Origin of the sequence: Synechococcus sp. BDU 130192 (assembly GCF_963876085.1) — a bacterium.
GTDB lineage: Bacteria > Cyanobacteriota > Cyanobacteriia > Cyanobacteriales > MRBY01 > MRBY01.
Map to the genome: position 1 here is coordinate 1 of NZ_CAWNNO010000017.1, position 13743 is coordinate 13743.

General features: G+C 48.6%; 16 protein-coding genes and 1 rRNA gene. 13 read left to right on the forward strand and 4 right to left on the reverse strand.

All coding sequences use genetic code 11. The features are described from left to right. The first annotated feature begins 104 nt into the window (after positions 1 to 104). Positions 105 to 222, forward strand: a 5S ribosomal RNA gene (rrf, locus tag AACT35_RS06330). Between the two features lie 196 nt (positions 223 to 418). Beyond that, complete coding sequence (locus AACT35_RS06335; RefSeq protein ID WP_099239389.1) at positions 419 to 856, forward strand: PPC domain-containing protein; 438 nt, start codon at positions 419 to 421, stop codon at positions 854 to 856. On the opposite strand, the gene cobS is transcribed toward AACT35_RS06335, so the two are convergent. After that, positions 836 to 1624, reverse strand: coding sequence for an adenosylcobinamide-GDP ribazoletransferase (gene cobS / locus AACT35_RS06340; protein WP_099239391.1), 789 nt, complete (start codon positions 1622 to 1624; stop codon positions 836 to 838). The two genes, AACT35_RS06335 and cobS, sit on opposite strands and share 21 nt — an antisense overlap. Before the next feature lie 304 nt (positions 1625 to 1928). Here cobS and AACT35_RS06345 point away from each other — a divergent pair, with 304 nt between their 5' ends. The 3 genes from AACT35_RS06345 to AACT35_RS06355 all read left to right on the forward strand — a co-directional run bounded on the left by AACT35_RS06345 (position 1929) and on the right by AACT35_RS06355 (position 3766). Next, the gene (locus tag AACT35_RS06345) at positions 1929 to 2384 is read left to right on the forward strand and encodes a hypothetical protein (protein ID WP_012308373.1); all 456 of its coding nucleotides are present in this window, start codon (positions 1929 to 1931) and stop codon (positions 2382 to 2384) included. A gap of 81 nt (positions 2385 to 2465) precedes the next feature. Further along, positions 2466 to 3602 carry a tRNA guanosine(34) transglycosylase Tgt gene (gene tgt / locus AACT35_RS06350; RefSeq protein ID WP_099239393.1) on the forward strand — a complete coding sequence of 379 codons (1137 nt, stop codon included), beginning with the start codon at positions 2466 to 2468 and terminating at the stop codon, positions 3600 to 3602. Between the two features lie 26 nt (positions 3603 to 3628). Beyond that, entirely contained in the window at positions 3629 to 3766 is a 138-nt protein-coding gene (locus AACT35_RS06355) for a photosystem II reaction center protein K (protein ID WP_012308371.1), read from the forward strand. 100 nt (positions 3767 to 3866) lie between these two features. Here the strand turns inward: AACT35_RS06355 and AACT35_RS06360 are convergent, their stop codons facing one another. After that, positions 3867 to 4427, reverse strand: coding sequence for a glutathione S-transferase family protein (locus AACT35_RS06360; protein WP_099239395.1), 561 nt, complete (start codon positions 4425 to 4427; stop codon positions 3867 to 3869). 43 nt (positions 4428 to 4470) lie between these two features. Further along, a complete protein-coding gene (locus AACT35_RS06365; RefSeq protein WP_030008234.1) occupies positions 4471 to 4935 on the reverse strand; it encodes a hypothetical protein in 465 nt (154 codons plus the stop codon). 203 nt (positions 4936 to 5138) lie between these two features. On the opposite strand from AACT35_RS06365, the gene AACT35_RS06370 reads away from it, so the two are divergent. From AACT35_RS06370 to AACT35_RS06380, 3 genes are all read left to right on the forward strand, one after another. Then, a complete protein-coding gene (locus AACT35_RS06370; RefSeq protein ID WP_099239397.1) occupies positions 5139 to 5849 on the forward strand; it encodes a hypothetical protein in 711 nt (236 codons plus the stop codon). A 148-nt stretch (positions 5850 to 5997) separates the two neighbouring features. Beyond that, entirely contained in the window at positions 5998 to 6963 is a 966-nt protein-coding gene (locus tag AACT35_RS06375; protein WP_099239399.1) for a tyrosine-type recombinase/integrase, read from the forward strand. A gap of 115 nt (positions 6964 to 7078) precedes the next feature. Continuing rightward, complete coding sequence (locus AACT35_RS06380; protein ID WP_158227961.1) at positions 7079 to 7921, forward strand: tetratricopeptide repeat protein; 843 nt, start codon at positions 7079 to 7081, stop codon at positions 7919 to 7921. 45 nt (positions 7922 to 7966) lie between these two features. On the opposite strand, the gene ald is transcribed toward AACT35_RS06380, so the two are convergent. After that, on the reverse strand, positions 7967 to 9055 hold the full coding sequence (gene ald, locus AACT35_RS06385; RefSeq protein ID WP_099239403.1) for an alanine dehydrogenase: 1089 nt from the start codon (positions 9053 to 9055) through the stop codon (positions 7967 to 7969). Between the two features lie 233 nt (positions 9056 to 9288). Here ald and AACT35_RS06390 point away from each other — a divergent pair, with 233 nt between their 5' ends. The 5 genes from AACT35_RS06390 to AACT35_RS06410 form a co-directional block, all read left to right on the forward strand. Further along, a complete protein-coding gene (locus tag AACT35_RS06390) occupies positions 9289 to 10836 on the forward strand; it encodes a bifunctional aminoglycoside phosphotransferase/ATP-binding protein (RefSeq protein WP_099239405.1) in 1548 nt (515 codons plus the stop codon). 185 nt (positions 10837 to 11021) lie between these two features. After that, positions 11022 to 11222 carry a hypothetical protein gene (locus tag AACT35_RS06395; protein ID WP_030008230.1) on the forward strand — a complete coding sequence of 67 codons (201 nt, stop codon included), beginning with the start codon at positions 11022 to 11024 and terminating at the stop codon, positions 11220 to 11222. A 111-nt stretch (positions 11223 to 11333) separates the two neighbouring features. Further along, on the forward strand, positions 11334 to 11858 hold the full coding sequence (locus AACT35_RS06400) for a phycobiliprotein lyase (RefSeq protein WP_045442612.1): 525 nt from the start codon (positions 11334 to 11336) through the stop codon (positions 11856 to 11858). Between the two features lie 167 nt (positions 11859 to 12025). Further along, on the forward strand, positions 12026 to 13390 hold the full coding sequence (locus tag AACT35_RS06405) for an NAD-dependent succinate-semialdehyde dehydrogenase (protein WP_099239407.1): 1365 nt from the start codon (positions 12026 to 12028) through the stop codon (positions 13388 to 13390). A 49-nt stretch (positions 13391 to 13439) separates the two neighbouring features. Then, positions 13440 to 13743: thiamine pyrophosphate-binding protein (locus AACT35_RS06410; protein ID WP_254048018.1), on the forward strand; the 304-nt coding region annotated here is incomplete at its 3' end.

Consider the following 13743-nt stretch of genomic DNA (forward strand, 5'->3'; position numbering starts at 1 on the left):
CCTAACAGACCGAGGGCTTGTCCTTAAACAGATGGTTAGACTAAGTATTTCGATGAACTAATGAGTATTTTGTGCAGTCTTGAGGGTGTGAGACCACACCACTGCTTGGTGTTTCTAGCATAGTGGAACCACACTGATTCCATCCCGAACTCAGATGTGAAACGCTATAGCGGCGACGATACCTGTGGGGTAGCCTACCGGGAAAATAGCTCAATGCCAAGCTTCTCTCTTTTATGAAAAACTGAATATCTTATTCTTCAACTTTATATTCTAATCAAAGCTCTCAATCTACAGGTTGAGGGCTTTATTTTATTTTGCTTTCTTTATCCTTTGTTTTGTAGTGAGTGAAGTCCCATTCCGTTGCTTGGGTAGTGTTGTAGAGTATGAAGAGTAAGCCAATAAGTTGATAGGTATTTGAATGAATCGGATTTACTGGGGTTGTATATTCGGATTTTTTAGTGTTTTAGGGCTGGCAAATCAAGCGATCGCCAATGAGATGATGTATCGACCCCTTGGAATTCGCTCTGGTCAAGAGATTAACCAGCAGCTTTCGGATCAGGATATCCCCACGGGGGAAGGGGGGTTTGCCAGGGATTATGCGATTACTCTCCAAGAGGGTGATCAAGTTGCCATTGACTTGCTTTCGGACGATTTTGATACGATTGTGTTGCTGCTGGCGGCGGATGGGTCGACGATTGCGGAAAATGACGATGCCGCCGACGGTTCAACCAATTCATTACTATTTGTGCGCATTAACGAAACGGGACGCTATATTGTGCGGGTACGGGCCTTTGGGGAAACGGGAAATGGTGATTTTTCGCTCAAAGTAACGCGCCTACAGCCTATTCGCGAGTAAAACGATGCTGACGAGACAAGCGACTTCAGTCCATTCCACAGTGGCACCGTAGGTATCGCCTGTATGACCTTGGAATTTATGACCAAACCAAGTGCTGACAGCGATCGCCACTGCCATAAACCAAAGATTACTGAGTATCACACTCAACCATTGGCTAATCGGTAGGAAAAAGTAGCTCAAAAATACGAATAAGAGCATGGGGCAGATACTCCAGCACAAATCTGGATATAACTGGAACTGCTGCTTGTGGAATGCCCCTTTGCCTTCAGCTTTCAGGTAGGGATAAAAGGCGATCGCCACCACCTGAGACCATCGCCCCCAGGCCGGTATCAACACAAAAAAATACCAAGACTCTAATCCTAAACCTTCGAGGGCAGCGACCTTGAGCAATAGGATTAAGATCCCTGTCATCACCCCAAATGCACCAGAAACACTATCAGCCATCACCGCTAAACGGCGTTTCGGTTCCGTCACTGCTAAGCCATCGGCCGCATCCATTGCCCCATCTAAATGTAAGCCTCCCGTCAAACCCAACCAAAAGGCAACTAAAATCGCACTCCTGAGTAAAGCGGAAACCTTTAAACTCTCTAAACCCCAAAAACTTCCCAGCAATATGCCCCCAATAATCGAGCCCACCCAAGGACACCAACGGGCAATGCGAATAAAACTAGGCTGTACTCCCTTGGGCAGTGGTAGCAGCGTGTAAAAAAGAATGGCCCCCAATAGCGATCGCCAAAGCTGTAGCAAGCCTGATAAAAAACGAACCATAAATTGATTGAGATGCTCAGAATTGGATAGATTGTGGGTTTTCAGATGTCAAAATTCAAACCTTAAGTTAAGATTATGGCGAGGCATTGGAAACCGTTAATAAACATCCTCCGCCATAACACCAAGACAATACTGTAAAACCACAGCCTTTGTCCTTGGGTGCTAGCTTTTGTACAAGTAAAATGACAATCGCATAGGCTCATCCTGATGTGGTGGCGCTCATTTGCTTGCCATGTCTAGGCAGTGTTATGGATGATTTACCTTCAGTCTGTCATATTTTTTTGTTTACCCTTAGTCAATTCCCATGAGTCATCAATGTCATCCCACTTCCTTACCCGCTCCTTGTGTGGTCTCTACCGGTATTCTTGTCAATAAAAGTGACATGAAACGTCTACTCCAAGATCTCGCATGGGTCCGCTATTCCCATTACCTTGATGGCGAAGTGCAAAAACAGGGCGAAGGTTGGATTGTAGAAGTCTTTGATGATGAACAACAGGCTACTTTGGTGGTCAATCAGTCCTTATATCTAAATTTACATAGCTTCGATTACCTTGCCCTGAAACAGGCTGAAACCGATAAGACTTATTTTGAACTCGTGCAGGATAATCGTGTCTTACGTTTGGAGGTGGCAGAAAATCCCCAAACCAATCCTTTCAATACCAAAGCAGTTCCCGAAAGTACCTTAGAAGAGATGGTGACTCAGGTTTTATCGGCCCGCTGGGATGTCCACATGGATGACGATGAAAATTTCAATTTCTAGGTTCTGTTTCCTGAACTCGGTAGAATAAGCGGTGGCTTTTGCTGCCGTTTTTATTTTTTAGTGATCTTCGGAACATCATCTGTGAGCCATTTTCATTTTTCGCTACATAAGGAATGTCGCCATACAAATGCCCGGGTTGGCGGGTTTCATACCCCCCACGGAATTGTGGAAACACCCCGATTTATGCCTGTGGGTACCCTTGCGAATGTGAAAGGCATTACGCCGGATCATTTAGTCCAGGCCCAGGCCCAGATGGTTTTATCAAATACTTACCACCTCCATTTACAACCGGGGGAAGGGATTGTCCAGAAGGCCGGAGGACTGCATCGGTTTATGGCTTGGGAGGGGCCGATCCTCACGGATTCCGGGGGATTCCAAGTCTTTAGTCTCAGTGAAATGCGTAAGATTCGTGAGGAAGGGGTGGTGTTCCGTTCGCCGAAGGATGGACGTTTGATTGATATGACCCCGGAGCGATCAATCCAGATTCAAAATGCCCTGGGTGCTGATGTGATCATGGCCTTTGATGAATGTCCACCAGGAGATGCGGGCCGGGAGGCGGTGGCGGCGGCAACAGCACGAACCTATCGTTGGCTAGAGCGATGTATTGAAGCCCATGAACGGGACGATCAAGCATTGTTTGGGATTGTCCAGGGGGGCATTTTCTTAGATTTACGCTCCCAAGCGGTGACAGATTTAACGAAATTAGACCTACCGGGCTATGCCATCGGGGGCGTTAGTGTGGGGGAATCGCCGGAAAATATTCGCCAAGTAGTACAGCATACAGCGCCGCTCCTGCCGAAAAACAAGATTCGTTATTTGATGGGGGTGGGCACCTATCGGGAAATGGCCCAGGCGATCGCCGCGGGGATTGATGTGTTCGATTGTGTGATTCCGACGCGGTTGGGGCGCCATGGTGCGGCCCTGGTTAAAGGCGATCGCTGGAATTTAAAAAATGCCCAGTTTAAAGAAGATTTTCGCCCCTTGGATGAAACTTGTCCTTGTTATACCTGCCAGAATTTCACGCGGGCCTATTTGCACCATTTAATCAAAGCGAAAGAAATGTTAGCCTATATGCTACTTTCTTTACATAACGTTACAGAATTAATTCAATTTACCGTGAGAATTCGTGAATCAATCCTTAGCGATCGCTTCGTGGAAGAATTCGGCGAATGGCTAGAACCCGAACCAACTCATGCTAGGATTGACTGCAAACCATAAGAAAAATCAGTTCAACAAGGAAATATATGGAAGCGGCATTATTACTTGCGAAATTACCTGAGGCCTACTCAATTTTCGATCCCCTCGTGGATGTTTTGCCTCTAATTCCTTTGTTCTTCTTGCTGTTGGCATTTGTATGGCAAGCGGCAGTGGGCTTCAAATAAACACCATTTTTGAATTATTTAAAAAAGAAATTGATTAAGCATCCTTGCGGGGATGCTTTTTTGTTTTTTGCGACTAATTTGTAACTAAATGTAACGAGAATTAACCGCGATTCATAATTGCTTTTTGGAAAGCGGGGCGATCGCCTAATCGTTTTAAGTAGGCTTGTAGGGCTGGGTAAGCACTGAGATCCACATCTTGGAACATCAAAGGAATGTAGGCGAGGATCGAACCGACGGCCACATCCGCCACCGTAAATGCTTCTCCTAAGAGAAAAGATGTGTTTTGCAAAATGTCGTTTAGGGGCTGCAAATAACGGGCCATAACTTCATTGCGATTTTCAGCCGGGGTGAGTCCCATAGAAAAAGTCGAGTTGGCAAATAACACCCATTGGTAGGCGATCGCCTTATCTGCCGGGGAAGGGCCGAGGTGACCAAATTTTTCCGCAAGATAGAGCAAAATGGCACCGGATTCAAACAAAGTAACCTCGTCATCGGTTAGGACGGGCACTTTCCCAAAGGGATTTAAGGCAAGGAAATCCGGTTGTTTATGTTCGCCCGCCTGCATATCGAGAAGGACAAATTCATAGTCAGCACCGAGCTCTTCGAGGTACCAACGCACAATTGAGGCACGGCTACGCGCCCCACCGTAGAGTTTTAGCATAGTGTGAGTTTTTGTTAGGCCAAAAATGTGTCTACAAATTCATTTAGAGAACTTTGTGGGTATGGGCATGTTGCTTCACATTGTCCTCTGTGTTGACGATATTAACCTGATTGAGGACGCGCTTTTTCGCAGTGGAATGGTTGAACTCCTGGTGGAGTGTCCCTAGGGGGATATGGCCCTGGGCTTCGGGGCGGCGTTTGTAGGTGCGGGCGGCGGCGGCGGTGCGTTCTAAAAAGTCATCGGGAATTTGCAGGCGATCGCCTAGGGCTGTGGGTAAGGTGATTTGATCCGCTTGGATAACATCCCCAAGGGGCAGGGCTTGGGCAACCCGATAAGATGTGGGAATTCCTTTTAACAGTGCTTCGAGAGCCGCTGAGGGAATCGGTTCTAGGATAGAAACCGCCTGGGTTTCGCCCTCCTCCCGGACAAAACAACTGGCGACGCCAAAAACACAATAATCGTCACTCGCTAAATGATGGGTCTGAAAAAAATCTTGTAATGTAGGCATAAGAATTTTTACTTACTGAAACTAAATATAAGGATTGAATTTTCCGTTTTGATCCTAACGAGCTTTTGGGGCGTACGAGACAGAAAGAAAGGATTCTTTAATTGCAGCGAATGATCTCTAATACCCAACCCTTACCTCTGACCATATCCAAGCCTGGGCCAGTATTCTAAGGTGAAACGCAAAAAAGTAATATCTTGATGGTAATGAATCTAAAATTAAACTTTTTTTGGGGATTTTGGCTGCTTTATGTGGGGGCTTTGCTCCTTGCCCCCAGTCATTTCCCCTTCGGCGGAGAACCTTTGTGGCAACTGCAACCTGAGACTTTGACAGAGGTGAAACAAGAATCGCTTAATTTCTTTTTTGTGCTGCCGATTTTAAATTATTTGGGTTGGCGATCGCCTTTGGCCCCGGTGCTCAATCCTGTAGATGAGGCCCTCTTTAATTTTGCTGTCGCCTGGATGTGGCTTTTTCTGCCAGTAATGGCAAGCGATCGCAAGGGTCAACATCTACCATACCTCGCCTTCTGGGGTTGCGGGATGTTTCTCACCAATGTTTTTTTGCTGCCCTACATGGCACTCCGGCGAGCCATTGCCCCTCGGCCTTTTTTACCTAAACCGTGGTTTACGCGCCTTTTTGCGTGGGTCGGAATCTGCGTCGGCATTATTGCCATTGGTTGGTTTGGTCTAGCTCGTCCTGAATTTGGTCTCCTCGGCGATCGCCTTGATTACTTTCTCTTGCGTCTGGGAGATAGCCGCCTCACCGTCGCCTTCATGGTGGATCTCCTTTGTTTTTGGTTTATCCAAATTTTCCTCATGGGTGATCTCACCGCCAAAGATAGCTTCTGGCAAACCCTACGTTTTGTGCCATTTTTTGGTGTGGCCTGTTGGTTACTCTTTGACCACCGTTCTTCCTAAAACCTCTTTACTCAGCCTCAATTTGAACGCTTAAGTTGGGGTTGAGACCGCTAATCAATGCCCTTAAAATGAGCTTAAGGAAAGTAAGATTATCATAAGCTAAACCGCTAAAATGTAGAGAAAATAAAGATTTGCGCGATCGCCGATTATGGAAACATCCCTGGCTAGCCTTGGCCCTTTTTCCGTCCCTGCGGACAATCCGGACATTCTGAGTCAACTCCTTGAGAACCAAAAATCGCCCCATACCTGGCGGGCCTACAAAAAAGATATTCGTGATTTTTTTCGGTTTGTGGCCGATGCCAACGAACCCACACCGATCCTGGTCGAAGCCTTTCTGAATCTGGAGCAACCCCAGGCCCTCGCCCTCGTCTTGCGCTACAAAAATCATCTACGGGATGTCCGCTGCCTCAAGGAAGCCACCATTAATCGTCGTCTTGCCGCCCTCAAAGCATTGGTGCGTTTGGCGAATCAGTTGGGGCAATGTCGCTATACCCTCGGTGGCATCAAAGGAGAAAAGGTCAGTCGCTATCGAGATACCACTGGGATTTCACAAACTGTTTATCGACAAATTTTAAAAATTCCTAACCAGAAGACCATTAAGGGCAAACGTGATTACGCTATTTTGAGATTGCTTTGGGATAATGCGCTGCGGCGTAATGAAATTGTCCAAACCAACTTAGAAGATTTAGACCTCGAACGGCGATCGCTCGCAATTTTGGGCAAGGGAAAAGGTCGCCAAAAACAGTGGGTAACACTCTCTGTCGCAACGGTTGCAGCTCTAAAGGCGTGGTTAGCCGTCCGCCCTGGATCCAAAAGTAAAATTCAACCCTTATTTATTGCCCTTGATCGTGCTCACAGGGGCCACCGTCTCACGGGGACGGCTATTTACCAGTTAGTCCGGAACACAGCCAAGGCCGCAGGCGTCACAAAACTATTATCACCCCACCGCGTTCGTCACTCTGGGATTACGGCGGCCCTTGATGCGACCAATGGAGACGTGCGTAAGGTGCAAAAATTTTCTCGTCATGCCGACCTCAATACCTTGATGATTTATGATGACAACCGCAGGGATGTCCAAGGGGAAATTACAGATCTCTTGGCGAATTTGATCTAGGGGCTTTTTGATCCAGAAAAGCAAAAACAAACCCATTGCGCTGTGATGAATATCAGTATCTATCGTACTCAAAGAGCTTTGACTCAACATGGTTAGAAGATTTAATTTGAAGATTATGAATCAGGCTCATTTTTTGCGTTTTTGTTTCGCTAACCGACTGATCTTGAAGGTCTTTGTGGGGTTAGCCATTGGTGCTTCGAGTTTATTGCTCGTGGAAATTCCCCTGGGACGAGCCCAAAGCGCTGCTGATTTGCTGCCTGATGTACCCCAAGAACAGCCATTGAGTGAGGCTGAAAAATCTCTAGAGGAAGGTCTTATCGCCCTTGCCCAAGGTCAATATGAGCAGGCGATCGCCGCTTTTGATCAAGCGATTCAACGGGATCCAAATTTTGTTGAAGCTTACAATAACCGGGGGATTGCCTACGGAGAATTAGAGCAATACGAACAGGCGATCGCTGACTTTAATCGTGCCCTTGTTTTAGATCCAAATTCTGCAGCCTCTTATTTTGGTCGGGGAACCGTCTCCCATAAACTTGGCCAGGCACAACAAGCCTATGACGACTTGACCCAGGCGATTACGCTCATGCCTGAGTGGGTTGATCCTTACATCAACCGTGGCTTGATCTTAACCAATGCCGGCCTACGGGAAGAAGCGCTTCAGGATTTTAGCCAGGCACTCCGCCTCGATCCCCAAAATGTCATTGCTTTAATCAACCGGTCTAGTTTGTATGTACGGACGGGCGAATATGAAAAAGCACTCCAGGATGCGAATGTTCTTATTGATCTCAATGAGGGACTTGCCGTTGCTTACAACAATCGCGGTATTGCCTTGGCCGGTCTGGGGCAAAATCAAGAGGCCCGTCAAGATCTAGAGAAGGCGATCGCGATTTTTGATGCCCAAGGAGATATGGAGGGCAAACGACGGGCAGAAACTTTTGTGCGGGTGTTATTCCAGTAAACAAAGAGCGAGCTTCATTTGTGAAAATCTAAGTATGGCTTAACTTTAGTCGGCTAGATCGGGAAAGACTTCTCGCACCGAAGGGTGGACTAAACGCCGCTCGGCAATATTTAATCCTTGGGCGATCGCCGGATTTTGTTTAATCGCTCCCAGACTTTGATTAGCCAGTTGGAGAACGTAGGGCAAAGTGCTGTTATTGAGGGCTTGGGTTGCTGTCCAGGGTACGGCCCCCGGCATATTGGGCACCCCAAAATGGACAACTCCTTCTTCGAGATAGGTGGGGGCACTGTGACTGGTGGGCCGCAGGGTTTCGATGCAGCCCCCTTGGTCTACAGCCACGTCAATAATGACAGAACCCCGTTTCATCTGTCTGACTGCGGCACGGGACACTAAAATTGGTGCACGTTTGCCCGGTAAAAGCACGGCCCCAATCACCAGATCGGCGAGGGGTAACCAGCGTTGAATTTGGGTCGGTGTGCTGTAGAGTAGCTCCACTCGGGAGCCAAATAGCGCTTCTAAATCACTGAGGCGATCGACGTTAATGTCGAGGATCTGTACCTGGGCCCCAAGACCCACGGCCATTTTTGCCGCTTCGGTGCCGACAGTCCCCCCACCAAGAATCATCACCCGACCCGGCCCAACGCCAGGGACACCTCCGAGTAAAACGCCTCTGCCGCCCTGCTGTTTTTCGAGATAGCGCGCCCCAAACTGCACGGCCAAGCGCCCAGCAATGACACTCATCGGCGCAAGGAGTGGTAAATGACCTTTGCCGTCGGTGACCGTTTCGTAGGCGATCGCCGTCACGCCCGATTGCATTAAATTTTCTGTGAGCTGGCGATCAGCGGCTAAATGGAGATAGGTAAATAGGATTTGGCCAGGGCGCAACGAGCCATATTCTGAGGGAAGCGGTTCTTTCACCTTAACGACCATGTCTTGTTCCCAGGCGATCGCCGCCGTAGAAACAATTTCGGCTCCGGCCTGTTGGTATTCCGCATCCGTAAATCCAGAACCGAGGCCCGCCCCCGTTTCAATAAAAATATGATGACCCGCACTAGTGAGGACTTGTACACTGCTCGGTGACAAACCAACCCGAAATTCTTGGTCTTTGATTTCCTTGGGGACACCGATTTTCATCCTCAACGCCTCTATGTTTTGTCTTAGGATCTGTACCTTTCATTTAAGGACTTTTTTGAGGCCCTGTCAGCACCTACTCCCCAAACGACACAAATTCAACTTTTATCTTGTCTCATTACATAAAACTACTCAATTAGTTTAGACAAAATGGCATTGATTCAGACTCTGGGCAGAAGGAACCAGAGCAAGATGGCACAATAAACCTCAATATCTTCTACGGTAAAATTTTTTAGATGTCCCATTCGATCTCGGCCTTGATTGAAGCGCTACAACAGCCAGCGATATATCCCCACCCGACCCAGGAGGCGATCGCCTTAGTGCAAACCCATGTGTCCTACGTGTTTTTAACTGGGGACTATGCCTACAAACTGAAAAAAGCGGTTAATTTCGGCTTCTTGGATTTTTCGACCCTAGACAAGCGTCAGCATTTCTGCGAAGTAGAACTGGAGCTAAATCGTGCCCTGGCTGCTGACCTATACCTAGAAGTGCTGCCCATTACCTATGACGGCCAAACCTATGCTTTTAATGGGGCAGGGGAAGTGGTGGAATATGCGGTAAAAATGCGTCAATTCCCCCAGGAAAATCTATTGAGTGAGATGTTTACAGCGGGCACCCTCACCGAAGATCACATGGTGCAACTGGGAAAAGTTGTCGCTGATTTCCATCAACGGGCGACCACCAACGACTACATCCTGAGCTTTGGGGAAATTGCCAAAATCCGTCAGGCCATTGATGAAAACTACGCCCAAACGGTCAAATATATTGGCACTGTCCAAACCCAAGACCGCTTCGAGCAAACCAAACAATTTACAGATAATTTCTTTGCTAGCCGGGAGGAAATTTTTGCTAAACGTCGCCGCGAAGCAAAAATCAAAGAATGCCATGGTGATCTGCACCTGCGCAATATTTGTTTTTGGCAGGATCAGATTCAACTATTTGACCGCATCGAATTTAATGAGCCTTTCCGGTTTGTGGATACGATGTATGACGTGGCTTTTACGGTGATGGATTTAGATGCGCGGGGGGCCAGGGAGCTGGGGAATGCTTTTCTTAATACCTATGTCGAACGTACTGGAGATTGGGAAGGACTCCAGGTTTTGCCCCTCTACCTGAGTCGCCAGGCCTATGTTCGGGCAAAAGTGACTTCATTTCTTTTAGATGATCCGGCGATCGCCTCTGAAGCAAAAATCCAGGCTACGGCGATCGCATCAGATTACTACGATCTAGCTTGGCGCTATACCCAACGCCCCCAGGGAAAAGTGATTGTAATGTGCGGTTTATCCGGTGCTGGCAAGTCAACGGTGGCCCGGGCGGCAGCTCGCCAATGGAATGGAATTCAACTGCGCTCCGATGCTGTGCGTAAACATTTAGCAGGCTTATCTTTAGAAGCAAAAGGCGATGACCGCCTCTACAGTGAAGCGATGAATGAACAAACCTATGTTCGCCTACAAGAGCTTGGTTTACTGTTGGCAAAACAGGGTTTTACCGTCATCCTCGATGCCAAATATGACAAACTTGTCTATCGTAAAAATGTGATTAAAGCTTGTGCTGACCAGGACATTCCCCTGGAAATTTTCCACTGCCAGGCACCGTTGCCAATTTTGGCCCAGCGGTTAACGACCCGCACCAACGATATTTCCGATGCGACAGCCGATCTGCTCACGAGCCAACAGGAACATTTTGAATCCTTTATCCCAGAGGAACATCCCCTGGTTAAAACCCTGGATACCACCCAGACTCCCGCCGCAATTATGGCCCAACTGACGGAGGAACCTGTTTAAGCCAAAGCAACTGCTGAGAGAAAGGAAAAAGGCGATCGCCAGCTTGGGTTGAAATATTACGAAAAGTTAACACTTCCGCATATTTCTCTCTCACCCCGTAACAAATCCCACGGAAACCCTGGGTTATTTCCCCAAAATAATAGTTATAAATACTCATTGACTATTTCGAGTAAGGAGTAAAAACCATGCAAACAGCAGGACAAATGACCTGGAGCCCCAATGGTGGCGCATCGGAAGGGGTACTACACCTTAGGTTAAAAGCCTTTGATCCCTGGCGTCCTTACACGGAGTTCCCGGAATTTTACAAACCCGATTTCCCGTCCACCTCTGCGGGGTACGCCACCTTTCTTTCCCTCATTCGCAATCAGTGGCAGTACGTGAAGTAGGGCCGCGCCTGGGTGAGGCGATCGCCCTTGCCTTGCCCAGGATTACAAGAAAATGTAACAATATATAAACTAAGCATTGACATTTGCCGCAGCTCTCGAAGCTCTTCGCCCATGAATTTACTTGCGACTTCGCCCAGTGCCAGCACCGCCTTTTTTCAGCGCTCTGCCGGTCGGTGGCATTCCCAGCGCCGCTACTACACCCTCAACAGTGACCAGGAACCCCTGGAAGCCATTTCAGCAATCGAAGTCGTCTTTTTGCCCGCCGAGCATCCCCACCTCAAACCTTTGGCGATCGCCCACCACCTTTCCCCTGATCAGGCCTTTCAATGTGGGGCGAAAGTTACTTGGGAAAGCACCTATACCAATGTGCAGCGCAAACCCCTAAAGGGAGAGACGATCTTTGGGATTCGGGATCAGTTGATGTACCGCGACCGTGGTTTTTCGACAACAGCCCCGATTGTGGCCGAATTTGAATTGATTCAACCCCATGTGATGCGACTCCAGACTGCCTACGACGGCGCCAGTTTTGAAGAAGAAATTAAATTTGTTGGGGATAAACACCGCACACGCCAAACTATTACTTCCCGTGCGGGACAAGAACTGATGATCGCGCAATATTTAGAAACGCGTCTTTAGGAATCCTAAATTTGCCGTTTTAGAAAATCTCCCTTGCATAAAAATATCCGTGTCGGGTGTATGTCACGGATTGTTTAGGTTTATCGGTATCGCTAAAAATTGCAAAAATTCCCGCTTACACTGAGAAGAGTGGAGGCCTCAAGCCCGCAGCGGCAAAGGAGAGAGTTATGGCGATCGCCACGATCAATCCCACGACCGGAGAAATATGTCAGCGTTTTAAAGCCCTGACCCCAGCAGAAATTGACGCAAAATTAGCCAAGGCCCAGGAAGCATTTCAAGCATATCGGCGCACCAGTTTTAGCCAACGGCGACAGTGGCTCGAAAATACAGCGGCCATCCTCGAACGGGACGCCAGTAAGTTTGCGGAGATTATGACCACTGAGATGGGGAAAACCCATAAAAGTGCGATCGCCGAAGCCGAAAAATCTGCTTTAGTCTGTCGCTACTATGCCGAACATGGTGAACAGTTTTTGGCTAACGAATACACAGAAACCCAGGCCACAGAAAGTTATGTGTGCTATCAGCCCTTGGGCATTCTGCTCGCGGTGATGCCGTGGAATTTTCCCTTCTGGCAAGTTTTCCGTTTTGCCGCCCCAGCATTAATGGCCGGGAATGTGGCGGTGTTAAAACATGCGTCCAATGTGCCCCAGTGCGCCCTGGCGGTGGAAGCGATTTTAGAGGCGGCAGGATTTCCGGAAGGAGTATTTCAAACCTTGCTAATTGGCGCGTCCCAGGTAGAGCAGGTGATTAAAGATCCCCGGGTGAAGGCCGCTACTTTGACAGGCAGCGAACCAGCGGGGGCGAGTTTAGCCAGTCTAGCGGGCCAGGAAATCAAACCGACGCTGTTGGAACTGGGTGGCAGTGATCCCTTTGTGGTCTTTCCGTCGGCGGATCTTGATGAAGCAGTCGAGGTCGGTACTGTAGCCCGTACGATGAACAATGGTCAATCTTGTATTGCCGCGAAACGATTTATTCTCCACGAGGTGATCGCCGCCGAATTTCTCGAAAAACTCCAGCTCAAATTTGCCAGTCTCAAGATTGGCGATCCCATGGCACCGGAGACGGATATCGGCCCCTTGGCAACGGAGGGCATCTTGCAGGATATCAGCCGCCAAGTGGATCAAGCGGTGGCCGCTGGAGCCAAAATTTTGTTGGGCGGGCGACCCCTAGACCGCGCCGGTTATTTTTATCCGCCGACCATTTTGACAGAGATTCCCCCAGGGGCAAAGATTCTCCAGGAGGAACTGTTTGCGCCGGTGGCGATGGTCTTTACGGTTAAAGATCTCGATCAGGCGATCGCCCTCGCCAATGATATTCCCTTTGGTTTAGGGGCCAGCGCCTGGACAAATGATCCGGCAGAACAACAACGCTTTATTCAAGAGCTCGATGCTGGGGCCGTTTTTATCAATGGCATGGTGAAATCTGACCCCCGCCTCCCCTTTGGTGGGACGAAACGCTCTGGTTATGGGCGAGAATTGGGCCTCGCTGGGATTCGCACCTTTGTGAATGCCAAAACGGTGTGGCTAAAATAACCCCCCGACTTTATCCCAACGATTTTGGTGCCTGAGGAGGCGATCGCCCGTGAATACTGCAGAATTATTGATCCGATGTCTAGAAAATGAAGGGGTGGAGTATATTTTTGGGCTGCCGGGGGAAGAAAATCTCCATATCCTCGAAGCCCTTAAGGAGTCTCCCATCCGCTTTATCACCGTCCGCCATGAACAAGGTGCCGCTTTTATGGCCGATGTATACGGTCGTTTAACCGGAAAAGCGGGGGTTTGTCTGTCTACCCTGGGGCCTGGGGCTACCAATCTAATGACCGGGGTTGCCGATGCGAACCTCGATGGGGCTCCCCTGATTGCGATTACAGGGCAGGTGGGTACCG

Coding starts and splice junctions, on each gene's coding strand:
- AACT35_RS06335 (WP_099239389.1), top strand. CDS start 419: ATGAATCGGATTTACTGGGGTTGTATATTCGGATTTTTTAGTGTTTTA.
- cobS (WP_099239391.1), bottom strand. CDS start 1,624: ATGGTTCGTTTTTTATCAGGCTTGCTACAGCTTTGGCGATCGCTATTG.
- AACT35_RS06345 (WP_012308373.1), top strand. CDS start 1,929: ATGAGTCATCAATGTCATCCCACTTCCTTACCCGCTCCTTGTGTGGTC.
- AACT35_RS06355 (WP_012308371.1), top strand. CDS start 3,629: ATGGAAGCGGCATTATTACTTGCGAAATTACCTGAGGCCTACTCAATT.
- AACT35_RS06360 (WP_099239395.1), bottom strand. CDS start 4,427: ATGCTAAAACTCTACGGTGGGGCGCGTAGCCGTGCCTCAATTGTGCGT.
- AACT35_RS06365 (WP_030008234.1), bottom strand. CDS start 4,935: ATGCCTACATTACAAGATTTTTTTCAGACCCATCATTTAGCGAGTGAC.
- AACT35_RS06370 (WP_099239397.1), top strand. CDS start 5,139: ATGAATCTAAAATTAAACTTTTTTTGGGGATTTTGGCTGCTTTATGTG.
- AACT35_RS06375 (WP_099239399.1), top strand. CDS start 5,998: ATGGAAACATCCCTGGCTAGCCTTGGCCCTTTTTCCGTCCCTGCGGAC.
- AACT35_RS06380 (WP_158227961.1), top strand. CDS start 7,079: ATGAATCAGGCTCATTTTTTGCGTTTTTGTTTCGCTAACCGACTGATC.
- ald (WP_099239403.1), bottom strand. CDS start 9,055: ATGAAAATCGGTGTCCCCAAGGAAATCAAAGACCAAGAATTTCGGGTT.
- AACT35_RS06390 (WP_099239405.1), top strand. CDS start 9,289: ATGTCCCATTCGATCTCGGCCTTGATTGAAGCGCTACAACAGCCAGCG.
- AACT35_RS06395 (WP_030008230.1), top strand. CDS start 11,022: ATGCAAACAGCAGGACAAATGACCTGGAGCCCCAATGGTGGCGCATCG.
- AACT35_RS06400 (WP_045442612.1), top strand. CDS start 11,334: ATGAATTTACTTGCGACTTCGCCCAGTGCCAGCACCGCCTTTTTTCAG.
- AACT35_RS06405 (WP_099239407.1), top strand. CDS start 12,026: ATGGCGATCGCCACGATCAATCCCACGACCGGAGAAATATGTCAGCGT.